General features: G+C 60.7%; 23 protein-coding genes. 14 read left to right on the top strand and 9 right to left on the bottom strand.

Annotated elements, in window-relative coordinates; all coding sequences use genetic code 11:
- Nucleotides 1-42: 42 nt before the first annotated feature.
- The gene (locus tag IPM54_02380) at nucleotides 43-708 is read right to left on the bottom strand and encodes a hypothetical protein (GenBank protein MBK9258663.1); all 666 of its coding nucleotides are present in this window, start codon (nucleotides 706-708) and stop codon (nucleotides 43-45) included.
- 241 nt (nucleotides 709-949) lie between these two features.
- Here IPM54_02380 and IPM54_02375 point away from each other — a divergent pair, with 241 nt between their 5' ends.
- Together IPM54_02375 and IPM54_02370 are read left to right on the top strand one after the other, a co-directional pair.
- The gene (locus IPM54_02375; GenBank protein ID MBK9258662.1) at nucleotides 950-1501 is read left to right on the top strand and encodes a hypothetical protein; all 552 of its coding nucleotides are present in this window, start codon (nucleotides 950-952) and stop codon (nucleotides 1499-1501) included.
- 52 nt (nucleotides 1502-1553) lie between these two features.
- Nucleotides 1554-2756, top strand: coding sequence for a hypothetical protein (locus IPM54_02370; GenBank protein ID MBK9258661.1), 1203 nt, complete (start codon nucleotides 1554-1556; stop codon nucleotides 2754-2756).
- A 4-nt stretch (nucleotides 2757-2760) separates the two neighbouring features.
- On the opposite strand, the gene IPM54_02365 is transcribed toward IPM54_02370, so the two are convergent.
- Together IPM54_02365 and lon are read right to left on the bottom strand one after the other, a co-directional pair.
- Nucleotides 2761-3975 carry an FHA domain-containing protein gene (locus tag IPM54_02365; protein MBK9258660.1) on the bottom strand — a complete coding sequence of 405 codons (1215 nt, stop codon included), beginning with the start codon at nucleotides 3973-3975 and terminating at the stop codon, nucleotides 2761-2763.
- Nucleotides 3976-4126: 151 nt separating this feature from the next.
- Nucleotides 4127-6580, bottom strand: coding sequence for an endopeptidase La (lon, locus tag IPM54_02360; GenBank protein MBK9258659.1), 2454 nt, complete (start codon nucleotides 6578-6580; stop codon nucleotides 4127-4129).
- Nucleotides 6581-6961: 381 nt separating this feature from the next.
- On the opposite strand from lon, the gene IPM54_02355 reads away from it, so the two are divergent.
- The gene (locus IPM54_02355; protein ID MBK9258658.1) at nucleotides 6962-7792 is read left to right on the top strand and encodes an SUMF1/EgtB/PvdO family nonheme iron enzyme; all 831 of its coding nucleotides are present in this window, start codon (nucleotides 6962-6964) and stop codon (nucleotides 7790-7792) included.
- A 12-nt stretch (nucleotides 7793-7804) separates the two neighbouring features.
- Here IPM54_02355 and IPM54_02350 read toward each other — a convergent pair whose 3' ends face one another.
- A complete protein-coding gene (locus IPM54_02350) occupies nucleotides 7805-8737 on the bottom strand; it encodes a methionyl-tRNA formyltransferase (GenBank protein MBK9258657.1) in 933 nt (310 codons plus the stop codon).
- Nucleotides 8738-8868: 131 nt separating this feature from the next.
- Here IPM54_02350 and IPM54_02345 point away from each other — a divergent pair, with 131 nt between their 5' ends.
- The 4 genes from IPM54_02345 (at nucleotide 8869) to IPM54_02330 (ending at nucleotide 11493) form a co-directional block, all read left to right on the top strand.
- A complete protein-coding gene (locus IPM54_02345) occupies nucleotides 8869-9102 on the top strand; it encodes a hypothetical protein (GenBank protein ID MBK9258656.1) in 234 nt (77 codons plus the stop codon).
- Nucleotides 9103-9124: 22 nt separating this feature from the next.
- Nucleotides 9125-9832 carry a YeeE/YedE family protein gene (locus IPM54_02340; protein MBK9258655.1) on the top strand — a complete coding sequence of 236 codons (708 nt, stop codon included), beginning with the start codon at nucleotides 9125-9127 and terminating at the stop codon, nucleotides 9830-9832.
- Between the two features lie 9 nt (nucleotides 9833-9841).
- Complete coding sequence (locus IPM54_02335) at nucleotides 9842-10279, top strand: YeeE/YedE family protein (GenBank protein ID MBK9258654.1); 438 nt, start codon at nucleotides 9842-9844, stop codon at nucleotides 10277-10279.
- Nucleotides 10280-10455: 176 nt separating this feature from the next.
- The gene (locus IPM54_02330) at nucleotides 10456-11493 is read left to right on the top strand and encodes a hypothetical protein (GenBank protein MBK9258653.1); all 1038 of its coding nucleotides are present in this window, start codon (nucleotides 10456-10458) and stop codon (nucleotides 11491-11493) included.
- Between the two features lie 124 nt (nucleotides 11494-11617).
- Here IPM54_02330 and IPM54_02325 read toward each other — a convergent pair whose 3' ends face one another.
- From IPM54_02325 to deoC, 3 genes are all read right to left on the bottom strand, one after another.
- Entirely contained in the window at nucleotides 11618-12460 is an 843-nt protein-coding gene (locus IPM54_02325; GenBank protein ID MBK9258652.1) for an aldehyde dehydrogenase family protein, read from the bottom strand.
- A gap of 106 nt (nucleotides 12461-12566) precedes the next feature.
- Complete coding sequence (locus IPM54_02320; protein MBK9258651.1) at nucleotides 12567-14090, bottom strand: aldehyde dehydrogenase family protein; 1524 nt, start codon at nucleotides 14088-14090, stop codon at nucleotides 12567-12569.
- A 29-nt stretch (nucleotides 14091-14119) separates the two neighbouring features.
- Nucleotides 14120-15067, bottom strand: coding sequence for a deoxyribose-phosphate aldolase (gene deoC / locus IPM54_02315; GenBank protein MBK9258650.1), 948 nt, complete (start codon nucleotides 15065-15067; stop codon nucleotides 14120-14122).
- Between the two features lie 102 nt (nucleotides 15068-15169).
- Between deoC and IPM54_02310 the strand changes: the two genes are divergently transcribed.
- The 3 genes from IPM54_02310 to IPM54_02300 all read left to right on the top strand — a co-directional run bounded on the left by IPM54_02310 (nucleotide 15170) and on the right by IPM54_02300 (nucleotide 17181).
- Nucleotides 15170-16039: an alpha/beta hydrolase gene (locus tag IPM54_02310; protein ID MBK9258649.1), complete on the top strand. Its 870-nt coding sequence runs from the start codon at nucleotides 15170-15172 to the stop codon at nucleotides 16037-16039.
- Between the two features lie 123 nt (nucleotides 16040-16162).
- On the top strand, nucleotides 16163-16474 hold the full coding sequence (locus IPM54_02305; GenBank protein MBK9258648.1) for a pentapeptide repeat-containing protein: 312 nt from the start codon (nucleotides 16163-16165) through the stop codon (nucleotides 16472-16474).
- Between the two features lie 59 nt (nucleotides 16475-16533).
- Nucleotides 16534-17181, top strand: coding sequence for a hypothetical protein (locus IPM54_02300; protein MBK9258647.1), 648 nt, complete (start codon nucleotides 16534-16536; stop codon nucleotides 17179-17181).
- A 125-nt stretch (nucleotides 17182-17306) separates the two neighbouring features.
- On the opposite strand, the gene IPM54_02295 is transcribed toward IPM54_02300, so the two are convergent.
- Nucleotides 17307-18878 carry a protein kinase gene (locus tag IPM54_02295; GenBank protein ID MBK9258646.1) on the bottom strand — a complete coding sequence of 524 codons (1572 nt, stop codon included), beginning with the start codon at nucleotides 18876-18878 and terminating at the stop codon, nucleotides 17307-17309.
- Between the two features lie 343 nt (nucleotides 18879-19221).
- The gene (locus IPM54_02290) at nucleotides 19222-20460 is read right to left on the bottom strand and encodes a right-handed parallel beta-helix repeat-containing protein (GenBank protein MBK9258645.1); all 1239 of its coding nucleotides are present in this window, start codon (nucleotides 20458-20460) and stop codon (nucleotides 19222-19224) included.
- Between the two features lie 627 nt (nucleotides 20461-21087).
- Here IPM54_02290 and IPM54_02285 point away from each other — a divergent pair.
- From IPM54_02285 to IPM54_02270, 4 genes are all read left to right on the top strand, one after another.
- Nucleotides 21088-21483, top strand: coding sequence for a YkgJ family cysteine cluster protein (locus IPM54_02285; GenBank protein MBK9258644.1), 396 nt, complete (start codon nucleotides 21088-21090; stop codon nucleotides 21481-21483).
- A gap of 42 nt (nucleotides 21484-21525) precedes the next feature.
- The gene (locus IPM54_02280) at nucleotides 21526-22188 is read left to right on the top strand and encodes a hypothetical protein (GenBank protein MBK9258643.1); all 663 of its coding nucleotides are present in this window, start codon (nucleotides 21526-21528) and stop codon (nucleotides 22186-22188) included.
- Nucleotides 22189-22496: 308 nt separating this feature from the next.
- Complete coding sequence (locus IPM54_02275; GenBank protein ID MBK9258642.1) at nucleotides 22497-23735, top strand: hypothetical protein; 1239 nt, start codon at nucleotides 22497-22499, stop codon at nucleotides 23733-23735.
- Complete coding sequence (locus IPM54_02270; GenBank protein ID MBK9258641.1) at nucleotides 23732-24757, top strand: hypothetical protein; 1026 nt, start codon at nucleotides 23732-23734, stop codon at nucleotides 24755-24757. Before IPM54_02275 ends, IPM54_02270 begins: the two co-directional genes overlap by 4 nt.
- The last annotated feature ends 32 nt before the right edge of the window (nucleotides 24758-24789 follow it).

The following is a 24789-nucleotide window of genomic DNA, read 5'->3' as shown; positions in this document are numbered from 1 at the left end:
CGCGTGCTTCATGATGCACACGCAAGTGGGTGAAGGTTTTTCCTAGAAGACGATCATCGATCGCAGCGCGCTGCCCATCTCGTCCGCAACGGACTCGATGTTCTCGCCGTGAACGACTTGCACGAGCAGGATCCGGCGATCGCTGCGCACGAGTATTTCATGCGCGTACGAATGGAAGGCCGGTTTGGCGGGGACGCGTGTCTTGACGATGTACGTGCGCGCTTGCGCGTTCGACGTCGCGACGGGCATGCGTCGCGCGAGAATTTCAGCGCCCTGTTTTTCGCAGTCTTCTTCGTAGCGTTTCTCGATGTCCGGCCAACTGTCTTCCGGATGATCGACGCGCTCGTAGATCGAAAAGAGGAACTGGCGAGGTGATTGGTACGAGATGAAGCGCTGTCCTGCGGTGTTGTCCGCGTCGCGCACGTACCAATCGATCGGCCGTGAAAGCCGCACGTCGCCTTCGAGAACGCCGACGCCCACGCGGCGCGGAAGCCGGTCGGTCTCGTCGGCATTGAGCTTCGGGTAGTACGCCTCGAAGCTCTGGTTTTTGTCGATGACGCCGCTTCCGTGGAGGTAAAACACGTCGTCGCGTTGAGGTGCCGTGGGCGAGCCGCCACATCCAACGGTAGCGAGCGAAAGTGCGCCTAGAAGCAGAGTTTTATGAAAGAGCATGGCAGTACGAAACGGAGCGAGGTCGGCGGGCCTCATCGGAGATAACTTAGGCTAGCCTTGGGCCGGGGCCAAATGTTCACTCACGAGTTTGCCCCTCATCGGCGCTTCGTTGGATATTCACGAAGCCCGCGGCTCGTTCATCTTCCGCCGACGCTGCCCCTTCGAGGAGTGCACCGTGACGCATCTTGCAGTTGGTAACGCCGTTCCGAATCGCATCGTGACCAAATTCGCGCCGAGCTTCCGCGCACTGCTCGTTTTTGCCTTGGCGACGCCGACGCTGGCGTGCGTAGGCATCGACGCCGGCGTCGATTATCCGAGTGACTTGCCCGCGCCCGACGACCAGGTCGCTGCGCCCCACCCGGACGGCGAAGCATCGATTCGGCTCAACGGCTTCGTGATCAAGGACGATGTCTGCAAGGACATCGACACGCATCCGGTTACGCAGAAGCTTTCGCCCGATGATCTCGCGCGATACCTCGAATCGCGCGGCGTGAAGATCGAGCCGCGCAAAGCGCGCGACAACCTGTACTGGTTCGACTTCCCCACGGGCGAAGCGAAGGACGGCGAGCAAACTCCGTTCGTTCGTTTGCGCCTCGCGGTGCTGCGCGATCAGTTTTCTGCATCGCGGGATCTGCACGAATCGCTGCTCGATCACGGCCCGGGCTGGTGGGGTCTTCGCCGATCGAACCTCGCGATCCTCGCGCCAAAGACCGACCTCTCCACGGCGCTCGCGTTCGCCATCAAGCACAAGCTCGTCTGTTGGGGCATGTTCACGTACGCCGGCACGGAAGACGTCTACGTCGTCCCCGGTCCCTACACGCAGCTCTGACAAGTCCGCACGCGTATGGTCCGGTCGCGCGCGCTTCGCGTAGACTCGGCGCATGCGTTCTCGTCTTCTTTTCCTCCTCGCACCGGTTCCTGTCGCGTTTGTCGCGACCACCTTTTCCGCATGTGAAACGTCAGTGCCGCTCGACGACCTCTGCGGATGGCTTGGCGATCCCAACAATTGCTACCGCGAGCTTGCAGTCGACACGCTCGATCGCTGTGGCGCGTTCGGCACGGATTTACCTGCAACCGTCGGCCGATTCAGCAAGAGCGCCGATCGTACGAACCTCGAGACGTGCGTGTTCGACAGAGGCGGCAACGTCAAGTTCGACCCACCACTCGATGTAACGATGTTTCCACTCACGTCGCTCTCGTTTGTCATTACGAACAAAGACGGTTCGACGTGTGGTTACGGTTCGTCTGGGCCCAATGGTGCCTTCAGCATCAGCATCGGATCGTCACCGGAGGTAGCTGATGGAGGCGTATGCCCCGACGGCGAGGATCAGATTTGCGGTGGAACGTTCACGTTGACGCCCGGCACGGGAAAGAACTTCAGCGTCACATGTCCTTCGAAGACGACGTTCCGTTTCAGCCACGAGCAAACCGCCAAGTGTGATTCCGCAGAAGGAGATGGAGGACTGCAAGGTGAACAAAAGCTCGCTCAACTCGTGCCGCGCGCCGAGCTGCTGATGAATTCGGGCGCCGTAGGCGTCGATGGCTTCGTGAAGTTCCGCGTGTACTACCCGCTCGCAGCCGTGACGGAAGGCGGCGAAGTCACGTTGAACGGCACGGAACTGAAGCCCGTCGAGTACTTCAACTGCATCATCCCCGGTGCTCTCGCGACGTGTGCCAATGGCGTGCTGGACGACGGTGAAGCCGACGTGGATTGCGGTGTCGCATGTCAGAGAGGATGTGAAGACACGAAGCTCTGCGAGTTCCCACAAGACTGCGCAAGCGGATACTGCGCCTTCGACGCGATGGGCATCTTGAAGTGCTCGCAGAACCCGAATTGCACGAACACAGCGAAAGACGATTTCGAGACCGATGTGGACTGCGGTGGACCGCAATGCGCGCCGTGCGAAAACGGCAAGGCTTGCTCAGAGAACAGTGATTGTGCGTCCGAGTTCTGCTCGAGCAAGGTCTGCGCGATGGCGCCAAGCAGCACGTCGAGCAGTTCGAGCAGCGGTGCGGGCGGAGCTGGTGGTGCAGGCGGTGCGGGCGGTGCGGGCGGTGCTGGCGGTGCGGGCGGCGGTCCGTGATTGGTTAGGACACCAATAGTTTGACCACAAACGTCGTGCTGCCGAGGCGCAGGCGATCGTTGTCGCGAAGCTGGCGACGATCGCCTGGCGAGAGCTTCTGCTCGTTCAAGAACGTTCCATTTCGCGAATTGTCGTCCTCGACGAACGCCTGACCGGTCGACGGATCCGCATACACCGTCGCGTGACGCGACGATGTGCTTCCATCCGGAATCGCGATGTCGACACCATCGCTACCGCTACGGCCAATCTGCGTGCGACCGCTGTGAATGGGCCAGAAGCTGCCTCCCGGATCGTTTTGGAACGTCACCAAGAAGCCGACGAGAACCTTTGGGCCCGAAGTATTGATGGCCGGCAGCGGCGTCGCTGCAGCCCCCGGCATGCCTCCTGGTGACACCATCGGCGGAGGCGCAACCATGCCCGGCGGCGACACCATTGGTGGCGCACCACCTCCTCCAAGCGCGCCTGGCGACATCATCGGGGGCGGCGCCGCAGCAGCACCTGGCATCACCATCGGCGGCGGTTGCAAACCGCCACCCAGCGCGCCCGGCGACATCATCGGTGACGCTCCCACGATGGGCGGAGGCGCAGCACCTCCAAGCTGTCCCGGACCGGCCAAGCGCGGCGGAGGCCCAGGCACCATCGGAGGCGCGCCCATCGTTTGAGGTGCAACCATTGGCGGCGCTCCAAACGAGGGCGCTCCTCCCATACCAGGCGGAGGGCCCATCGGAGGCGCTGCCATCGGAGGCGCTCCAAACGCTGGCGCCCCGCCCATCCCCGGAGGAGGCCCCATGGGAGGCGCTGCCATCGGAGGCGCTCCAAACGCTGGAGCTGCGGGCATCGCCGGCGGCGCGCCCATCGTTGGTGCTCCAAATGTTTGAGCAGCAGCGGCTTGCACCGGAGCTTTCGCGATCTCACGCGCCCACGGCGACTTCATCGGACTGTCGTCGGGTACGCCCGCGGAAAAACCTGCACCACCACCACCTGCCATCGGTGGCGGCGCGCCATAACCACCCATGCCACCCGGTGAAACCGGCGGCGGAGGCGCAATGCCCCCTGGACTCATCTTCGGCGGAGAAGGATATCCACCACTCATCGCCGGCGGCCCCGGAGGGGCATACGCACCAGCTCCACCACCAACGACCGGAGGCGGCGGCGCTGCCCCTCCTCCGCCCACGGACGCACCGCACATGTTGCACAGCGTGTCCGTGTCCTTGAGCATCCACTGACAGCTAGGACAGGGCTTCATCCGCTACGCACAGTAACACTTTTTGAGCTGAAACATCGCAACAGATCCCGCCCGGGACGAGTGCGGCAGAGGCGACAAAACGAGGACCGAACGCGCGCGCATCCGGTCCTCGTTCACACCAAGATCAGTTGCTTTGAAGTTGAGCCTTGTCGGCAACCTTCTCGCCGTCGGTCTTCTTCTCAGCGTCCTCCGTCGTCTCCGGCAAAGGCACCGGCATCGACTCGAGCGCCGCTTCGAGAACCTGCTCCATGCGAGCCACGAAGAAGAACTGAAGTTCGTCCGTGACCTCCTTGGGCACTTCCTCGAGATCTGCACGGTTACGCTCCGGAACGATGATCCGCTTGATGCCCGCTCGATGCGCCGCAAGGACCTTCTCCTTGAGACCACCAATCGGAAGCACGCGCCCGCGCAGCGTGATCTCACCCGTCATCGCCACGTCGTGCCGCACCTTGATCCCGGTCAAGAGCGATACGAGTGCCGTGAACATCGTGATGCCTGCGCTCGGACCATCCTTCGGCATCGCACCCGCCGGAATGTGGATGTGCAGATCGCTCTTCTCGAGGAAGTCCTTCGGAATCCCGTTCTTGAGAGCGTTTGTCCTCACGAACGACAGCGCCGCCTGCGCACTCTCTTTCATGACGTCACCAAGCTGGCCCGTCAGTTGAAGCTTGCCCGTGCCGAACATGCGCGTCGCTTCGATGAAGAGAATCTCTCCACCGACGGACGTCCATGCCAAACCCGTCGCCACACCCGTGTCCGCCGTGCGCTCCGCAACTTCACTCGTGTGCTTCGGTGCACCGAGGAACTCGTGCAAGTCATCCTCGTTGTCGACACGACGCTTGTGCGTTTCGCCCTCGGCCACCTTCACGGCAACACCACGAATGACGCTCGCAATCTGTCGCTCGAGCGAACGCACACCTGCCTCACGCGTGTAGCGATCGATGATCTCTTCCAGCGCGCGGTCGGTGATCTCGAGCTGCTCCGTGGAAAGCCCGTGTTCGGACAATTGTTTGGGCAGCAAGTGTTGCTTGGCGATCGCGAGTTTTTCCCGGCGCGTGTAGCCAGGAATCTCGAGAATCTCCATACGGTCACGAAGAGGCGGCGGAATCGGATCCGCCGTGTTCGCCGTCGCCACGAACATCACGTGCGACAGGTCGTACGGGATCTCCAGGTAATGATCCGCGAACGTGTTGTTCTGTTCCGGATCGAGCACCTCGAGCAGCGCCGCCGATGGATCGCCACGGAAGTCGTGACCAATCTTGTCAACCTCATCCATCATGAAGACCGGGTTCACCGTCCCCGACTTCTTCATGCCTTGGATGATCTGACCAGGCAGCGCGCCGACGTACGTGCGCCGGTGTCCGCGAATGGCAGCTTCATCGTGCACGCCACCGAGCGACACGCGGTGGAACTTGCGACCAAGCGCCCGCGCGATGCTGCGACCAAGCGACGTCTTACCAACGCCGGGGGGCCCGAGCAGACACAAGATGGGACCCTTCTTGTCCTGCTTCAGTTTGCGCACCGCGAGGTACTCGAGAATGCGCTTCTTCACCTTCTCGAGACCGTAATGATCTTCGTCGAGGACTTTGCGCACGCTTGCGATGTCGAGGTTGTCCTGCGTCGACTGCGTCCACGGAATGTCGAGGATCCAATCGAGGTACGTCCGCACGACGGTGTACTCGGCTGATCCGACCTGCATCGTGCGCAACCGCTTGAGCTGCTTCTTGGCGACCGTTTCGGCTTCGGTCGGAAGGTTTGCCTTGGCAATACGCTCTTCGATGCCGTCGAGATCTCCTTGATCGCCATCGTCTTCGCCAAGTTCTTCTTTGATGGCTTTGAGCTGCTGGCGAAGAACGTACTCACGCTGGTTCTTGCCCATCTCCTCTTTGATCTGAACGTTGATGCGTTCGCGCATCTTGAGGATCTCAAGCTGACGCGTGAGCAGACGAAGCACCTTGCGAATGCGCTCCTTCACGTCGATGGTCTCGATGAGCTGCGCCTTGTCTTCGACGGGCGCATCGAGGTTCGCGGCGACGAGATCGGCAAGCGCTCCAGGAGCTTGGATGGAGTCGATGAGGGATCCAGCTTCACGCGGAAGCTCCGGCATGAGCTGAATGACTTGCTTGGCGATGTCGCGAAGACTCATCGCCAACGCTTCGGCCTCGACGTCCTCCGACGTGGGCTCTTCGATGCGGCGAATTTTCGCGCGCATGTACGGAGACGTCGTGAGCACTCCTTCGAGCCGAATGCGTGTGAGGCCTTGAAGGATGAGCGAGTAATTTCCAGAGCTGTGTTTCAGCGCCTTGAGCACGCGTGCAGCACAGCCGACGGGATAGAGATCCTCGGCCCCCGGATCGTCCGTCGACGGATCACGCTGGGCGAAGATCGCAATGACGGGTCCCGACAAGTTGTCGACGTCTTCTACGAGCGCGACGGACTTCTCGCGGCCCACATCGAACGGGGCGACTGCACCTGGAAACAACACCGCATTGCGGATGGGAAGAACCGGCAGTTCGTCGCCAAACACCACCTCCTCCTCGGAGCGCGGCGGACTCGGCGGGTTTTTCTTTTCCGACATGAGACGATCTCCTCTGCGGAGCACCTGGGACGAAAGTGCCCCGCCGACCTCGGCGGCAGTTGCTGAACCTCGAATCCTGCAAGAGGCCAGCTATCGAACAGCATCCATCGATTGGTGCGCCCTGGACCTTTCAACATACGGCACGCGGAACGGACCTAGGGGCGCCGGTCAACGTAGACACGACGCACGCTCCGTGCCAGGCCTCTTACGAGATTTCATGCTCGCCCGTGACCACCGCAGTACCTTGCGCCGCTCGGCACGTGACACGAGGCCGCACTTGTCCGCCCGTCCGCGGCGAGTAAGGTAGGGCCCGAGTAGAGTCCTCGTCCCTGCCCACACCTCGGAACTCGGCGGTCATCTCCGAGTCTTTCCGGAGAATGCGTGCTCGATCCCCTCGTCACGACTCTGGCCCTCGCGGTGGGCATGTTGCATGTCCCGATTGCATCGCCTTTCGATCCGGGACCGCGCAACGACTGCCCGCCCGACATGCGACTCGTCATCGGCACGCACTACGACGACGTGCAGCACCTGTGCACCGATCCTCGGAAAGACGGTAAAGACACGCATTGTTTCGCTTACTCGGAAGGCCTCACGGCCGAAGAGGGCAAAGTCACCGACATCCGCGTGTGCATGGATCAATTCGAGGCGCCCAATCAGAAAGGCAAGCGCCCGCTCGTCATGCACTCGTTCCGCTCTGCACGACGCTACTGCGCACAACGGAAAAAACGTTTGTGCACCGAACAAGAGTGGGAGCTCGCGTGTGAAGGCGCTGAACGAAGGCCGCTCGCATACGGATGGCGCGTCGACAAAAGCGCCTGCAACAGCGACAAGGGCTGGCGTCCGTTCGATGTCGATGCGCTGCGGGCCGGCGGAGAAGACGCGCAACGCGAAGTCGAAAGACTTTGGCAAGGCAGCCTGAGCGGCAAGTACCTCACGTGCGTATCGATGCACGGAATCTACGACATGATGGGCAACGTCGAAGAATGGGTCATCTCGCGCCCAGGTCGAAAGTTCCCCGGTGCTCTCATGGGCGGCTTCTGGGCCAAACCCTGGACGGGTTGCAGAGGGACAAACGACGCACACGAGCCTTCGTTCGAATTCTACGAAACAGGATTTCGCTGCTGCGCCGATCCTGGATCACTCACCGATGCTGCGAGCTCGAACGAGACCGAACCATCTGCGCCCAAGAAGAAAAAGAAGAAACGCAAGTAGTACGGTTCGCCATCACGCGCCCAGGACAAACCCTTTCGCGATCACCCGACCCGATACGAGATCCTGAGCTGCCGACGGCTTGCGTCCTTCCATCTGCGCACGCAAAAGCGCCACGCTTCCGCTTGCGCACGCGATCTGCACGCCTCGTTTATCCGCGACGATCACTTCACCAGGTGCACCGAGCATGCCCTGCTCAGTTTCCACGCGTGTCGAAAGGACCTTCAGCGTCTTGCCACCTGTCGTCGTGAAAGCGCCGGGCCACGACGTCATTCCTCGAACGTGATCGTGCACAGCGCGCGCAGGCTTGTTCCAATCGATCCGCCCGTGCTCCTTGTCGAGGATCGGAGCCATCGTTGCAGCAGCGTGATCTTGCGGCACGGCTTCGATCTCACCTCGCACCGCGCGTTCGAGATCGTAACGAACGACCAGAGCTGCAAGGGCACCCAGCTCGACGGCGAGCTCATCTGCCGTCATGTCGGGTCGAATGGGCGTCACGTGCTTCGTGTACACAGGGCCCGTGTCCATGCCTTCGTCCATTTGCATGAGCGAGATCCCGGTTTCGGTTTCGCCATTGACGATGGACCACGTGATGGGCGCTGCTCCGCGGTACTTCGGCAAGATCGACGCATGCAGATTCATGCACCCGCGGCGCGGCGCTTCGAGCACGGCCTTCGTCAGGATGCGGCCGTATGCGATGACCAGCGCGACATCGGCGCTGGCCGACGCGATGAGCTGCGCGAACTCGGGTGTCTTGACTTTGATCGGTTGCTCGACACGCAAGCCCAGCGAGAGCGCCCGTTCTTTGACGGGCGGCGGCCGCATTTCGAGCCCCCGGCCTGCGGGCCTGTCGGGCTGACAAACGACGAAAGGGATGTCGGCGATCGATGCGAGAGCTTCGAGCGATGGAACTGCGATGGCGGGAGTGCCGAAGAAGATGGCGCGCACGGGCCAGGGTGTAGCAGGTTGCCGCAGGACGAAAAAACGCTCTGCTCGGTGGGTCGTCGTGGAGAAGCTCGCAAGCACAAACGGACCCGCGCGCCGGGGCGCCGTCTGCTAAGCTCGGTCGAGGAGAAGTCATGTCACTGTTCGGCCTGGGTAAGCGCAGCTCCACATCGGTTCCTCAGGTTGGCAATTGCCCGAACATGAACAAATGCGCCCTCTTCCCGCGCTTCAGCCTCGAAACGGCGCTCAAGATTTGGCAGAGCTATTATTGCAATCGGAATTACACCTCGTGTGAGCGGTACAAGAAGATGAAGGCGGGACAAACGGTACCGGACAATCTATTGCCCGACGGCCGATTCATGAGTTGATTGGGCGAGAGGAATCGTTGTTATGGACTTGGGTCGATCGGTCTTCGTCGACATGTGGCCCGGTTGGGTCGGCGGAGGCGTCATCAGCGCCGTCGTCGTGACGCTCTTGCTCACACGCAATCGCCAATTGGGCGTATCGTTTTGTTATGCGTTTTCGATCGATCGAGTGAATGATTGGTTCGAATACCGAGCCAAAAAAGCAAGTCCCGCGGCGGCATTCCCAATGCCCACCGAACCTTTGCCCCTCCCTGCCGGCGGCCCCGTCGCATCGGCGGCCATCGACGCGGAGTCAGCATTACCGAAAAACCCCGCTGATTTTCCCATGCCAGGTGAATTTCCAATGCCTGGGGCTTTCCCCACGCCTTCGTCGTCGAGCGGAGGTTCCACGATTCAAGACGAATCATCTTGGCCCATGGTTTTTCTTGGTGGAATCTTTCTGGGCGGCATCGTTTCGGGCATTTTGTCGCGTGCGTTTTCGGGAGCGCCGCTAGCCTTGAATTTCGATTACGCTGGTTTCGATGCGCTTTGGAAAATCGGGCCGGTTGCCAAAACGGCGGTCCTTTTAGCCGGAGGTATTCTCGTCGGATTCGGAACTCGAATGGCCGGCGGGTGCACGAGCGGTCACGCAATCATGGGCGCACCGGGTTTGCAAAAAGCCAGCATTTTGGCGATGTGTGTTTTCATGGGCGTCGGTGTTGCCGCGACTTTCCTTCTGCATGCACTGCTCTGAGGTTTTGCGATGAAGCGATACGGCCTCTACGTCATACTCGGCACGATTTTCGGATTCGCGCTCAGCCGCGCCGGAGCCACACGATACGACATCATTGCGGATATGTTTCGATTCCGCAATGCGCAGCTCTACTTCGTCATTGGCACGGCATTCGTGCTCAACTTGATCGCATTCCAGGTCCTGCAACGCAGCGGCATTGGTGGACGTAGTGGAATGCCCCTCAATCTCCCGGATCGCATGTTCCACCCGGGCATCATTCCCGGCGCTATCATCTTCGGCCTCGGCTGGGCCATCACTGGCACTTGCCCCGGCACCGCAATGGCACAGCTCGGTGAAGGACACCTCTCCGCCCTCGTCATCATTGCAGGCGTCTTCGCCGGCGCGTGGATTTATCCCAGAGTCCACGCACGTTTTTTCAATTGGCAAGCTTCACGTTGCGGCGAGTAGCCGAAGCGGAACGAATCACTCGCGAATGGAAATGTGAAGCGTGGCCGCACGCGATCGCTCCATGACGGAGCGTCCGTCGATGCAGAACGCGCTTCAAATCGCGCGTCATTCCAACTCCTTTTCACATTTTCTTGTTTTTATTGACAAATACGTTTCGGCCCGTACAATGCAATGTTGTGACATCGACTTCTTTCGTGGGGAGCGTCGATCTTGGGCGCGATGGCCGAGGAGAAGTCCGCGCTCACGTCGCCGTTGTTGGCTCGAACGTCGAAGCTCTGACGGGAAAGGAGACGTTTCGCATTCCCCTCGAGCGTTGTGTGCTCGCGACCGACGGGCCGAAGATCATCGTCCGAAACGATGATGGGTCGATGGCCATTGCGAGTGACGACGAAGCGTTTCTCGATGGGCTCGAACGGGCGCAGCGAGGGTTGTTGAGGGGTCCTGTTCGGCGCATTCGGAACGCACGGCGTAGGCGGCGCGCGATTGCGCTCGGTAGCAAGGGCATGATCGCGGCAGTGGTCCTTTATGCAGCATGTGTGCCCATTACGCGATGGGCCCTTGGGGGTGGTATTCCCACGATGGTGGACCATATTGGGGAATCCGCGCTCGATCAATTGGGCCTCCACATGGAGCTCACACCCGCGGTGGAAAAACAACTCAATGACATTGCGAAGCAGCTCCAACCGGCCAGTTCGCTATCGGATCGATCCCTTCGCGTGCTTCTTGCTGGTTACACCGATGCGCACACCTTCAATTTGCCTCCCGATGTCGTCGTCGTGACTTCGGGGCTCGTGTGCAGAGCCGACGATGTCAATCTCGTCACGGCGGCCGTGGCGCTCGAGCTTGCCCATTTGGAGGGACGAGACGTGCGTCAAGCGCTTGTATCGACGGTGGATTGGTCCATGCCAATGACGCTTTTATCGGGAACCGACACGAAATTGCGCGAGCGTATGCTCGACTTTGCGGATCGCCGGCGTTCTCCAGGGTATACGCAAGAGCAAGAAGAAGCCGCCGAAACGCGAGCGGTAGCCATTTTGAGACAGGTGATTGCTCCGCCGACATCCGACAAAGACGCAGCAGCGCTGGTAGCACGGGTGAAGCAGCTCCAGGCAGACGTGGAATACGTCCCACCGCAGATTGAAAAAGGCGCAGACGACGTGCCCGACTGGTCGGACGCGCGCATTGAGGCGTGCAACCTCATCGATGCGCCGTGATCTCTACGGCATTGCGTGATTCGTCAACGCGAACTGGACCATTGCCCGTGTGGTCCATTGCGTTGATTTGTTCTGAGAATTTATGTATTCGGCAGCGGTTATCGGGACCGGCAGCGAAATGCCCTCAGCTCCCCGCAGGGTGCCAAATCGATTTCATTTCGACAAACCGCTCAATCCATCGCGGGCTCGAAGCACCATCCGCATCGAACCACGCCCCATCGTCGAGCGATCGCGTGCGCACGCGCTTCACGTTGAGAATCGCCGCTTCCTCGGCCTTCTTCACGAGCGACGGCTCGACGGCGTGCAAATCGATCGCCGACACGTCCATGTGTTTGGCAAGGTGAACCAATAGCTCCGACGCGCGCCCCGTGATGACGTTGATCACGCCCGCCGGAAGATCACTCGTCGCAAGCGCTTCACCCAGCACGAGCGCCGTACGCGGATCGGCTTCGCTCGCAAGCACCACCACCGTGTTGCCACTCGTGATGATCGGCAGCACCGCACCAAGCAGGCCGAGCAGCGCCGGACGTGCAGGCGCAACGACGCCGACGACACCCATCGATTCGGGCACCGTGAAGTTGAAATGCGGCCCCGCGACCGGATTCAAACTCGCAAAGAGCGACTGATACTTGTCCGCCCATCCCGCATACGAGACGCACCTGTCAATCGTCGCCGAAACTTCCGCTGCAGCCGCAGATCCATCGAGTCCACCACGCTCGAGCGATCGCGTGAGCTCCCCATGACGCGCCTCGAGCATCTCCCCCAAACGGTAGAGGATCTGCCCGCGGTTGTACGCAGTTCGTCCCGACCAACCCTCCCAAGCTCCACGCGCAACCACGACTGCGTCACGCACGTCCTTGCGAGAACCCCACGGCACGTTCTCTTTGGTCCCGCCGAGCTCCATCGGATCCGCCACCTGGATGTACCTACCCGATTCCGATCGGACGAACTGCCCGCCGATCAACATCTTGTACGCCTTGCGCACGCTGACGCGCTCCGGCAGCTCGAACGCACCGTCAGCTCGAACCTGCGCACCGTTTGGCGTTTGCGCCTTTTCTTTCGCCCGTGCCATCTCAGTCCACCTCGAGATACGCGAGGAGCCCTTGCCGGCCACCTTCGCGGCCAAACCCGCTTTCCTTGTAACCACCGAACGGCGAGCTGGGATCGAACTTGTTGTACGTGTTTGCCCAGACAACCCCTGCCCGCAAGCGCTGAGAAACCCAGAAACTCTTCGCCCCTTTGTCCGTCCAAACCCCCGCCGAAAGGCCGTACATCGTGTTGTTCGCCTTCTCGATCGCTTCGTCGGGCGTACGGAACGTCATGACGCTGAGCACAGGGCCGAAGATTTCTTCGCGCGCGATCCGATGCGACTGCGACACGCCCGTGAAGAGCGTCGGGGCAAACCAGTACCCGCGATCGGGGAGCTTGCACGGCGTCGAAAACCTCGTCGCACCTTCTTGCTCACCGGCCAGAACCAACTCGCGAATCTTGTCGAGCTGCATCTTGGAGTTGATCGCTCCGACGTCGGTGTTCTTGTCGAGCGGATCGCCCACGCGAAGCGTCTGCATGCGATCGCGAAGCTTGCGCATGAGCACGTCGAAGATGCCTTCCTCGACGAGCAGACGCGAACCGGCGCAGCACACATGTCCCTGGTTGAAGAAGATGCCGCCGATGATCCCCTCGACCGCCTGATCGAGCGGAGCATCCGCGAAGACGATGTTCGCCGCTTTGCCGCCAAGCTCCAGCGTGAGCTTCTTGTTTGTCCCGGCGAGGGCCTTCTGGATTCGCTTGCCAACGTCGGTCGATCCCGTGAACGCGACCTTGTCGACGCCCGGATGCGCAACCACGGCAGCGCCGGTCTTCCCTGCACCGGTCACGACGTTCACGACGCCCGGAGGCAAGTCGCACTCTTCGATGATCTTCGCGAGCAAGAGCGCCGTGAGCGGTGTCGTCTCCGCGGGCTTGAGCACGCACGTGTTGCCCGTCGCGAGGGCTGGAGCGAGCTTCCACGCGGCCATGAGCAGCGGGAAGTTCCACGGGATCACTTGACCCGCAACGCCGAGAGGCCGCGGGTTGCGACCTGGAAACGCGTACGCGAGTTTGTCCGCCCAACCTGCGTAATAAAAGAAGTGCGCAGCCGCGAGCGGCAGATCCACGTCACGCGATTCTTTGATGGGTTTGCCCCCGTCCATCGATTCGACGATCGCAAGCTCGCGTGACTTCTCTTGGATGACGCGCGCGATTCGATAGACGTACTTGCCTCGTTCGATCGGACGAAGCTTCGACCAGTATTTTTCGTATGCATGCCGAGCGCTCTCGACGGCGAGAGCGACGTCACGCTCGTCCGCTTCCGCAACTTCGGAGAGCTTCTGTTCGGTGGAAGGACTGATCGTGTCGAAGTACGTGCCCGATTGCGGCGGCGCCCACTTGCCTCCGATGAAGAGCTCGTATCGCGGTGCGATGCGCACGTGATCCGGCGATTCCGGCGCGGGCGCGTATGCCCATGCTTGTCCGAAGTCGAGCGCTGCGCGGTCGGCTGCTTTTGGCGCAAGCTTGTCGCTTTGTACTGTGAGGGCCGTGGATTCCTTGACCGTCATGATGCGTCTCCGTGCCGCTTTTGCGCCGCTCAGTCCTTGCTGAAGTAGTCGCCTGATTGATACGCGCCCGTACGTTCTTTCTCGAGCTGCATGAGCACGTCGTTGAGCAGCGTCGATGCTCCGATGCGGAACAAGTCGGGCGTGAGCCACGCATCGCCAAGCGTTTCCTTGACCAGCACCAAGTAGTGCAGAACTTGCTTTGCCGTGCGAATGCCGCCGGCAGGCTTCATGCCGATGAGCTTGCCAGTCTCGATGTAAAAATCGCGGATCGCTTCGAGCATGACGAGCGTCACGGGAGGCGTTGCTGCGGGAACGACCTTGCCGGTCGATGTCTTGATGAAGTCGGCGCCGGCAAGCATCGCGATGCGACTGGCACGACGAACGTTGTCGTACGTGTGAAGTTCGCCCGTTTCGAGAATGACCTTGAGATGCGCTTGTCCACACGCCTCTTTCGTCGCGGCAATTTCGTCGAACACGCGCGTGTGCTCACCCGCGAGAAATGCGCCGCGATCGATCACCATGTCGATTTCGTCGGCTCCCCATTCGACGGCGCGCCGTACGTCTTCGAGCTTCACTTCGAGCGCGGACAAACCACTCGGAAACGACGTCGCAACGCTCGCGACCTTCACAGTGGATCCTGCGAGCGCACGTTTGGCGACGGGAACGAGCTTCGGATAAACGCAGATCGCCGCGCATGGCGGCACGCCTGGCGATGCGCTCGGGTGCATCGCTTTTTGGCAAAGCTGCGTCACTTTACCGGGCGAATCCTTCCCCTCGAGCGTCGTCAGGTCCATCATCGAGATGGCCAGGTAGAGCCCCGCGACCTTCGCTTCTTTTTTGATGCTTCGTTTGCCGAGCGATCCTGCGCGCTCTTCGACCATGACTTTGTCGACAGAGGGCGCCGTGAAGTCGGGGTACATCACCCGCTGCTTCTCGACACTCGTCATACTGCTTCCGTTGCCGCTGCGTGCAGCCATCGAGCCGCCTCCGAGGGCGCAACCTACCAGAACGCGACGCGCGATCCCATCGAGATGCCGATGCTCGCGCAGCCTTTACAACCCTGGTAAGTCTCCCGAATCGTGAAGCGCTGCTCCGAGTACGTTCTGGCAAACGGAATCAGGCTCAACGTTCATCGTTTCGAGCCGGAAAACGCAAAGGCGTCGGGTTTGACCGTGCTTCTGCTCCACGGATTTCTCGATTCGGGGGCCACGTGGGAGCTGGTCGCCGAACCTCTTGCACGCGCCGGTCACGAAGTCCTTGCGCCGGATCTGCGGGGCTTCGGGAGCAGCGATCACGTCGGGGCTGGCGGCTATTACCACTTTGCCGATTACGTCGGCGATGTCGCCGCTCTCCTTGATCGATTCGAACGAAAACGCATCGCGCTCGTCGGCCACTCGATGGGCGGAACGGTTGCATCTCTTTGCGCGGGAGCGATGCCCGATCGCATCGAGCGCCTCGCGCTTCTCGAAGGACTCGGCACCCTTCATTCCGATCCGGCGACGACCGGCGTTGCTCGCATGCGTGCGTGGCTGCGCGACATGCAAAAGATCGAGCGTCAGCAGCGCCCGCTTGCATCTTTCGAAGAGGCCGTCGAGCGCCTTGCGCGAATGCATCCGTCGATTCCACACGGCATGATCGAAAGCCGAGCGCGTCTGCTCACGCGCGTGGATGATTCGGGACAGTTGCGGTGGGCGTACGACCCACTGCACCGCACGACATCGCCAACGCCTTTCAGCGCCGACGCGTTCAAAGGCTTTTTGCGAAGCATCACGGTGCCCACGCTGTTCGTGAGCGGAGGCATCGGTGGGTGGCGCGTGCCGGACGAAAGCGAACGCCTTGCATGCATTTCCAACGTCACGCACGTCGACCTGCCGGATGCGGGGCACATGATGCATTGGAAGTCGCCCGACGCAGTCGCAGAATGCCTACTTCGATTCCTCGCTTCGTGAGAACATCGACATCGATTGCGACGAGCGCGGATCGAGCGCTCGAAGGAGATTCATCACGTGGCAGAAATCACTCGCAAGGAGCTGGTTTTGGCGCTCATTGCAGCCGGGGACAATCCGCGGCTCATGGGTCTGGATTTGTCCGGACTCGATCTTTCCGGCCTCGCGCTGCACCGCGCCAATCTTGCTCGCGCAGATCTGAGCGGCGCCAACCTGCTCATGGCCAACCTGTTTCAGGCAAACCTCAAAGGAGCAAACCTTTCGAACGCAAACCTTACACGCGCCGACCTCGAAGGAGCGTACTTGGCGGACGCCAATCTCAGCGGCGCTATCCTCGTCGATGCGATCCTCACGGAAGCCAATCTGACCGATGCGATCGTCGACGGCTGCGACATGACGCGTGCCGTACTCGACGGCGTTCGTGGACTTCGCACGTGAACTGAATCTCCGCACGGGAGGACGTGCACGATTCCACGCGTTCGTGCATGCTCGACAACATGAACCTACACAAACGCTTTTCTTCTCTGCTTCCTGTTTCGTCGTTGATGTTCATAGGACTCGCCATGCTCTCGAGCGGCAGCACGAGCTGCGGGTCGGACAAGGCGTGTTTCTACTTCACGCAAATCGAATACGACATCGACAACTCGTGCCCATCGAGCGAGGAAGCGCTCGCGTTTTTCCAGGGGGACTTCTGTTCGACGAATATCATCGCGGTCGACACCGACGGCGAGTTCGACGGTGAAACGTGCTGCTACGAAGTTACCGAATCGGATGACTTTTTCGGATGCGCTGTTGGTCCGGACGTACCCCCGCCGTTTCCTGGATCCACGGCAGTTGCCACGGGCGTCGGAGGAGCTGGGGGCATTGGTGGTGCCGGCGGTGCTGCCGGAATGGGCGGCGTTGGCGGAAGCGAAACGTGTGCGCGATGCGCCGAGTTTCTCACCGAGACAAACCCTCCGCCTTTGTGCGACATGTCGATCCCGATCTACGAGGCCTACACGGACTGCAAGTGTCTTGGCCCATGCGCAACCGCTTGTGCCGATAACTGCTCGATGCAAACAGCGTCGACCGACTGCGAGACCTGCATGACCGATGCAGCGAATGGCTGCGGCATGGAACACCTCGCCTGCGTGAACGATCAGTAGTCGTGTACATCCGGACAAACACCTCACCCCCCAACCCCCTCTCCAACTCCGCTTCGCTGCGTGGAGAGGGGGAGCCGGAAAGCTCCGAGGGATGGAGAGGTCAGGGGTGAGGAGCGAAAACGCGCTCAGAACTTGATGTTCGTCGGGACGGGCGCGGGCGCTTTGTTGGTTGGTGTGGGCGAAGTGCCAGGCGCCTTTGCCGCCGTCGACGCACCAGTCGAGCCGCCAGCAGGCGCTCCAGTCCCTTGCGGCGAAGCCGTCGACGGCAAACGTCCCCAGAGCGAAGGTGACGGAGCCGGTGCTGCCGTTTCGACTTCCATCCCATCGTCGTCATCCGCGGCCTCTACGGCTGCAGACGCGCTCGGCGTAGGCGTTGCCGATGCAACGGCCGGGACAACCGAGCTCGGAAGTGGAGGGGGCGCCGATGCAGCAACAACCTGCGACTTGGCTGGAGCACTGCTTGCAGAGACCAACCCGAGTCGTTCCCGAAAAACGAATACGCCCACGGCTCCAAGGGCCAGCACGACGAGCGCGGTAAGACCTGCGACCGCACCTCCCGACATTTTCCGCGACTGGTTGACGGGTACCGAGATCGGCGCCGCTGCACTCGTGCTCGCACTCACCGCCGACACGGAAGCGTGTTGTTGCTGCTGCTGGTGCGGTTGCTGCGACGGATGAGCCTGTTGCTGCTGCTGCTGGTAATGCTGCTGCGCGTATTGTTGCTGTGCGTATTGTTGCGGCGCTTGTGCAGCCGCTTGCGGTGCCGGAGGAGGAATGCTTGCACCACCAAGCAAATGCCGAAACCCGCTCGCTTCCAATGCTTGCGCGCGCACGGCGTCTTGCAGCGAACGCAGGTGGTTGAGCATGTCCTCGGCTTTCTGGTAGCGCTCCTGCGGCCGGCGCTTGCACGCACGCATGACGATCGCGGCAAACTCCTGCGCGATCCGATCGCTTCGCCCCGTCTCGAGCGGCGGTGCATCCGTCATCAACTTCGCGCGCGCGAGTTCCGTGTCTTGCGCATCGCCAAAAATGTGACGACCCGCAATTGCGCGGTAGAGCATTGCACCAACGGCATAGAGGTCGGATGCAGCGGTCACGTCACGCGAGTTCAAGATTTGCTCGGGCGCCATGTACTCGAGCGTTCCGAGCGCCATGTCTGCACGCGTGAGGTTCGTCTGTTCCAAATCCTCGCCAGCTCCGGATTCGATACGACCCATGCCGAAATCGACGACGATCCCGCGGTATTTCCCGTTCGGCTGCGGCTCCATGATGATGTTGCCGGGTTTCATGTCGCGGTGAATGATGTGCGCCCGATGCAGATCGCACAGCGCTCCGATCACGTCACAGCCGAGATCGATTGCTTCCTCGACAGCTAACTTGCGTTGATGAAGCGTCTTCGAAAGCGGAAGGCCTTCAATGTACTCCATTACGAGCACGAGCCCGGCGTGCGGATCCTGGATGAAGTCCACCACGCGCGCGACGTGATCACTGCGAATGCGCCCAAGCAGGTTTGCCTCGCGTCGGAACCTTGCAACGACCTCTTGGTCGTACGCCGCAGCGGGCAACAGCGTCTTGATCGCCACTTTCATGCCGATCGCGAGGTGCTCACCTGCCCACACCTCGCCCATGCCGCCTGCGCCGACGCGCGCGTCGATCCGATACCGACCCGCAATGATTGAGCCCGGAACCAAGTCCATTATCGGCACATCGTAACGGAAACGCAGCCATCGCGATATAGGATGCGATGCTCGCAGGACATCGACGCACCGCGCCATCGTTGCTCGGCACGGCCCCACGAACGGTGTCTACCTTACATTGTTAGGTCGAAGCGGTCCCCGCGCGGCGGCTTTTGACTGGGGCGTCGTACACTTTGGAATAAGGCCAAATCGGGGGGTATGGGGGGGCCGAGCCTCGCCGTGTTTTTGTGCGAAGCGCAAAAACACCGGGAGGCGAGCCTCGGCCCCCCCATCGTAAACTAGCCTCGCGAGCGCGCGTCCCACGCGCGCGAAGCGAGCGTGCAAATCTTGGCCCGCATTCAAACTAGGGCGCCTCGCACGCACCGATGCTGCGCCTCTTGCCACTCGGCGGCGGCTTGCCGAAAAAGTCACGTTGCTGCGTGATGACCACTTGCTGCACGGTCGTATCCACCACGGGGGCACGTCGAACAGCGGGTGAATCCGGCTTGAGCGTGTAGTCCCCTCGAGCTGGATCGACGAAGAGACGCCCGATCGGGACGGAGAGCGACTGTTTGTCCTGGCCGCTTTCACGAACCCACGTGTCGAGCGGCCTCACTTGATCGGCGACGGACACACGATCGATCACGTTTCCGTTGCTCGTCACGAGCATTGCATCGGCTCGCGTGGACAATTCGAGCCCTGGGCGGCGGCGATCTTGGTGGTGGAGGATGTTGCCCGAAACGACATTCGTCCCCCGACTCAACCGAATCTGCAGCGCCGGTCGAGCTCCTTGCGGCATGACGATGGTATTGTGCGTGATTTCGAGGCCCCGCGGACCAAATCGACCATCACCGTCGTCCTTCGAATGGTCTTCGACTCCATCAGCATCGCCGAATGCCGCGATCCCCATCGCCGCATTTTCGAACAAGACGTTGCCCTGCACGGTCGAATCCCAGACTCCATCGAGGTTGATGCCCGCCCCGCCTCGCCGCTTCTTGTTGGCAAGAGCTCCGGAGCCATTGCGATAAATCAGATTCCCCTCGATTTGCGCGCCGCTCACGATGCCATCGGCCTGCCCTGCATACAGGCTTCGTCCGCTTTTGTCGAATTCCGGCTTTTCATGATAATCGCCGTTTACGTGAATTCCGCAACCGTCGTTGTCATGCAACGCGTTGAATCGCACGATCGGCCGATCGCCGCTATTGGACAGGTAGATGCCATGCTCCCGCCTGCTTCGATAGACTTCGTTGTGCTCGAAAATGACGTCGTCCGCAAACGACGTAAAAATGCCCCATCGGCCATTGTTGCCGAATCGGCCATTACGTACGACGATGTGCGACGCGTACATGATTGCCACGGCCGCTCGTGGCGCACCATGAGACGTCAAGCCGTCGAGGACGACGTGTCGAGATCCGCGCACGAGGATCGTATCGCGACAGTGTTTCTTTTTGCATGTCGGATCGGCTTTCACGACGGCCGCGTGCCCCGTCGCCAGGATCGTAATCGGACGCAATGGCTCGCCTCGAATACCGCTCAGCACGAATCCTCGATACTCGCCATCGGCTACGAGCAACACGTCGCCGGGCGCCGTTGCCAACGCCATCGCACGCTGGATTTCTCTGCACGGGGTCGCTTCGGAGCAATCGTTCGTATCGCGTCCGCTCGGTGAGACAAAAAATCGCCTTCCGCCCTTTGGAGCCGCCGGCCTTACGGCCAAAGGACCCGCGATACCCAGGTTTCGCATCCGCGGTTCAGGCGCCGCTGCGCTTCCGTCTTCGTCGGACGATGCCGCCGGACGTGCGCACGAAAGTAGAAGAAATGCGAACCCGAACGCAATCGGTCGTCCCCTCATCTCGTCCCCCCGGAATACCCCCGAGCCTAGCGCTCTGAATTCGTAACGCAATCAACGAAAATTCCTCGAAGCCGTCTTGGACGTGCATCCGACGTTCCATCGCAAAAGCATCGCTGCCGAGCCCGATGCACGAACGAGCGATGTGGTCAAGACCGTTTGCCCGTTATGGACACGCGGCCGTCGAGGGCGCTGGTCGCGCTTGCGAACGGCGCGATCGGCGCGGGTGGTTGACATGTCCACGCTGGCGGTGCTACGTGCCGAACTGTCGAAATTCTCGGCGCATCGTTGCGTGTGCGGTTCTCGGAAAAACAGGCTCCTCCGCCGAAGTTCATCTCGACCAACCATTGGATCACACCAACCCATTTTTGGAGACGACCCGTGGCCGGCGAAAAAAAGCGCCTCCATTACGATTGCACGAAATGCATTGCATTCTGCTGCTCCATCTACGAGCGCGTCGAAGTGTCCGATTTCGACATCAAGCGACTTGCCAATCATTTCGGCGTTTCCGTTGCAATCGCCAAGGAAAAATACACCACCATGCGGGACGGTTCACGCGTCCTCAAACGCACCAAAGACCCGCTCTTTGGTAAATCATGCAAGTTCCTCCATCCGGAAACGCGTGGCTGCACCATCTACGAAGCTCGTCCGAAAACTTGTCGCGAATACCCCGGCCGCACCCGCTGCGCCTATTACGACGCGCTGCGTTTCGAGCGTACCATTCAGGATGATCCCACCATCATCCCCATCGTTCGACTGATGTTTCGTAAGACATGATCGAATGGACCTCCGCCCACCAGTCAATGTAGAATGATTCGCATGGCGCCCCCGCACCCCAATCGATCGACGCTCGAGCGAACGACGGCCTGCGTATTTTTCGCGGGTTTGGCAGGGCTCGCCAGCACGAGCACGCTTGGTTGTCAGCTCGTCGGAGGACTCGACGAATTGAGGCTTGGCGCAGGCGCAACCGGTGGCGGCGCGGGCAGTGGCGGAAATGGCGGCGGCGGAGGCGGCGATGTTGCGAGCAGTTCGTCGAGCTCGTCGTCGTCGTCGAGCAGCGGCGTGCCGATCATGGGCGACATCGCATGTGGCGGCGAGATTTGTCCAGTCGGTATCGAAAGCGCATGCTGCTATGACGATGGCAAGAGCAATGCGGTATGCGTCAATGCGCCGCCGGCAACCGATGGGTGCGATACGGCCGGCGGTGCCAGTGGATACGAAACGCGCATAGAATGCCAGCTCCCGGCGCATTGCCCCCCTGGGCAATTCTGTTGTGGCAACCTGGAAACAATTGAAACCACGACGTGGTATCCGATTCTAGGCTGCGCTTCGACGTGCATGTGGCCCGACACCGTGGTCTGCGATCCAATGAGCGCCATTCCTGACGAGGTGTGCCCCATCGTCAACGACCAAGGCATGATGCGACAAACCAAGTGCCAGGTCAGCGATTTCCTCCCGACAAGCTACGCCGTTTGCAGGTAAGGCGCAAAACCACAACTCGACGTCAATTGCGCAACGTGGACCACTTATTTGACTGTGGTGTTGCCACCTTTTCGATGGTGCCACCGTATACCCCGCTGCGCACTCGGCGCATGAATTACCCAACGCGACGCGTCAGCCACTTCGCACCGCGCCAATGCGCTCCGTCAATTGTTCTGTTTTTTTAGAACAAACGGGAGTTCCCACCCCGCATGAAGGCTCGGGCACGACGCGTGCATTCGGTGCTACGCTATGCGTGCCATGCGCCATGGCCTTTGCACAGCGGCATTCTTACTCCGAGGGGAACCACCGTGCCACGCTTTTCCCAAAAGCTGCCCTTTCTGACGTCAATCGTCGCCACGCTCGCGTTCGCATCATCTGCACGTGCAGCGGACGAACCCACGATGCCCGTCATCAACTACGATCGCAAAGTCACGTGTTATGACCTCGCGGACGGGAAATCGGTGCGCGTTCAATGCGACACCGATGCAAAAGGGAAAACGGTGTGCCTCGTCGCGCCGAATCAAATGCAAGGCACCGGCGACCCGCTCGAACGCGTGCAGCCTTGTGAACACCGCACCGACGCCGATTACAGCGCGCTATCGAAACGCGCGAAAATGGTCCCGGCCATCGCAGAAGCTCCGCCAGGATATGCCCGCAGCGAGCTTGGTCGAGCATTCCAAGTCAAGTTCGACTTATTGAAGAGGTTCTATATTGGGGCTGGTTGGGCACCTACGCTTCAATCGAATAAGGGATTCGAGGTTCCCGCTGGATTCCCCTTTGCTCGCGGACATGCCGAATTGGGCATCGTCCTCAGCGTCTTGTCGCCTCGAGGTCGTTCACGGCACGACATGCATCTTCTCGAAGGCTCTGCGAGTTTTGCGGACCTGGAAGTACGCGGCACGCTTTTTTCCTATGATTATCAGCACGAACACCGACGACCGGCATTTTGGATCAGCACGTTCTTCGGCGAACCGGAAGTGCATCCCTTTCTTCCCCGCATGGGCTGGGGTTTTCGCCTCTTGAGCGTCCTCGATCGGCAACCCTCCTACCGCAATTCGCTCGACATGGAATTCGGTGAAGTCCACATTGCTTACAATCCGTGGCAATCGAGCGACATGTACAGCAACTTCCGATTGGAGGTCGGCGTGGATGTCGGGGCCCATTGGTCGGATAGACAAACGATCAAACGCGAAAATGGTAATTATTTCATAGGCCCGACGTTCGCCGCCAAGTCACGCATTTCCCTCGGAAAAGGCGGTCTGCACTACCTCTTCTCCGACCTCAATGTACGTCGATCGACCATCGTCTCCGGCGAATATACAGGAGCTACGGTCAACAGGCTCACGGGATCGCTCGCATACGAAGGCGTGCTCATCGCCATCAACGATCAGCCCGTTTCATTGCGCCTAGCGACCGAAGGTCGCACGCAAAATGATTTCATGCGCGACGTTCGAGCGGTCGAATTGCGTTTTCTTGCTGGATTGCGCATGTCGTTTGGCGCTCCACCGCGCGTTTTCGAGCCCATGCCGGATTTCGAGGATCCGTGAAAGCTCTTCCCCTCGTCACGGCATGCGTGATGTCGGTTTTGACCATGGCATCGTTTGCCGCGGCCGATGACCGAGATTTTCGCATTTCCAAAGAGGGGCGCCGTTTCCGCGTGCAATTCGACCCCGAAAGCCGAATTCGCGTCGGAGTCGCAGGGACGCTCGCGCGGACGACGGAAACCAGTATCGGCGCATCCGTCGAGCTGCATGCGGGCATTGGCTTCAGACGCAGGCGCTCCTGGGGCGAGGGGCCCGAACGTATCGAATGGCAAATCGATAATCGATTTCTCACAGGTTGGGTCGCCCCCACGGTGCAACCATTCGGAAACATGCCCGCATTCGATGCCGTTTTGTACGCGCTTTCCGCTCACCGGCACGACTTGGCGCCGCGGATCGTCCTGCCAAGCTCGCCTCCGGCGAGCATCCCCTTCCCTTTCGACGTCGGCCTCGATAGCGAATTTGGACGCGTCACGGTCACGCGCGTTTCGCCCGTCGGCGCGAGCGACCGCGAGCCCGTTGCATTCATGCGCGTGGGCGTCGCACATGCAACGGCGTTCATTGATCCTTTGCGCTCCAACAATCCCGGACGCAGCATCGAAATTGGCGTAGGCGTACGTTACGACATCGATTTGTTTGGTGCTCGAACGGGTACCGGCGCGCCGGATTCGCTCGCTGCGCCGCGCGTCGTGCACCGAATTGCTCCGGGAACGGCGGGATCTCTGCGCTTGCGCTTCGAATCGCTCGACGGCCTCTGGGTCATGGATGCCCGCGGTGAAGTGGTTCCTCATTGGACGAGCGAAGGCAAATGGGCCGTGGGAGCGCTTGGACAAACCCGCATCGAACGAACGCTCATTGCCATCAACGACGAGCCGATTGCAGCATTTTTCGATGCCGGTTGGCGTTTGGTCCCCGCATCGCTGGAACTCGCCGCCCTGCACGACGTTCGCGTGAGCCTCGGCGTGTCCCTGGGCCTCGACCTCACGCCCGACGTTCGCGTGGTCCATCGCGAACCTCGAGGGCGCTAGCAGCCGTTGGCGCAGCGCCTTTTGCGTGCCAC

It is taken from the genome of Polyangiaceae bacterium, from assembly GCA_016715885.1.
GTDB lineage: Bacteria > Myxococcota_A > Polyangia > Polyangiales > Polyangiaceae > Polyangium.
Note: the sequence above shows the minus strand (reverse complement) of the source record. Positions and strands in the feature narration are given on the sequence as shown.

Bases quoted from the DNA above. Each gene is read 5' to 3' on its own strand.
- IPM54_02380 (MBK9258663.1), bottom strand. From the start codon at position 708: ATGAGGCCCGCCGACCTCGCTCCGTTTCGTACTGCCATGCTCTTTCAT.
- IPM54_02370 (MBK9258661.1), top strand. From the start codon at position 1,554: ATGCGTTCTCGTCTTCTTTTCCTCCTCGCACCGGTTCCTGTCGCGTTT.
- IPM54_02365 (MBK9258660.1), bottom strand. From the start codon at position 3,975: ATGCTCAAGGACACGGACACGCTGTGCAACATGTGCGGTGCGTCCGTG.
- lon (MBK9258659.1), bottom strand. From the start codon at position 6,580: ATGTCGGAAAAGAAAAACCCGCCGAGTCCGCCGCGCTCCGAGGAGGAG.
- IPM54_02345 (MBK9258656.1), top strand. From the start codon at position 8,869: ATGTCACTGTTCGGCCTGGGTAAGCGCAGCTCCACATCGGTTCCTCAG.
- IPM54_02340 (MBK9258655.1), top strand. From the start codon at position 9,125: ATGGACTTGGGTCGATCGGTCTTCGTCGACATGTGGCCCGGTTGGGTC.
- IPM54_02335 (MBK9258654.1), top strand. From the start codon at position 9,842: ATGAAGCGATACGGCCTCTACGTCATACTCGGCACGATTTTCGGATTC.
- IPM54_02325 (MBK9258652.1), bottom strand. From the start codon at position 12,460: ATGTTGATCGGCGGGCAGTTCGTCCGATCGGAATCGGGTAGGTACATC.
- IPM54_02320 (MBK9258651.1), bottom strand. From the start codon at position 14,090: ATGACGGTCAAGGAATCCACGGCCCTCACAGTACAAAGCGACAAGCTT.
- deoC (MBK9258650.1), bottom strand. From the start codon at position 15,067: ATGGCTGCACGCAGCGGCAACGGAAGCAGTATGACGAGTGTCGAGAAG.
- IPM54_02305 (MBK9258648.1), top strand. From the start codon at position 16,163: ATGGGTCTGGATTTGTCCGGACTCGATCTTTCCGGCCTCGCGCTGCAC.
- IPM54_02300 (MBK9258647.1), top strand. From the start codon at position 16,534: ATGAACCTACACAAACGCTTTTCTTCTCTGCTTCCTGTTTCGTCGTTG.
- IPM54_02295 (MBK9258646.1), bottom strand. From the start codon at position 18,878: ATGGACTTGGTTCCGGGCTCAATCATTGCGGGTCGGTATCGGATCGAC.
- IPM54_02290 (MBK9258645.1), bottom strand. From the start codon at position 20,460: ATGGCGTTGGCAACGGCGCCCGGCGACGTGTTGCTCGTAGCCGATGGC.
- IPM54_02280 (MBK9258643.1), top strand. From the start codon at position 21,526: ATGGCGCCCCCGCACCCCAATCGATCGACGCTCGAGCGAACGACGGCC.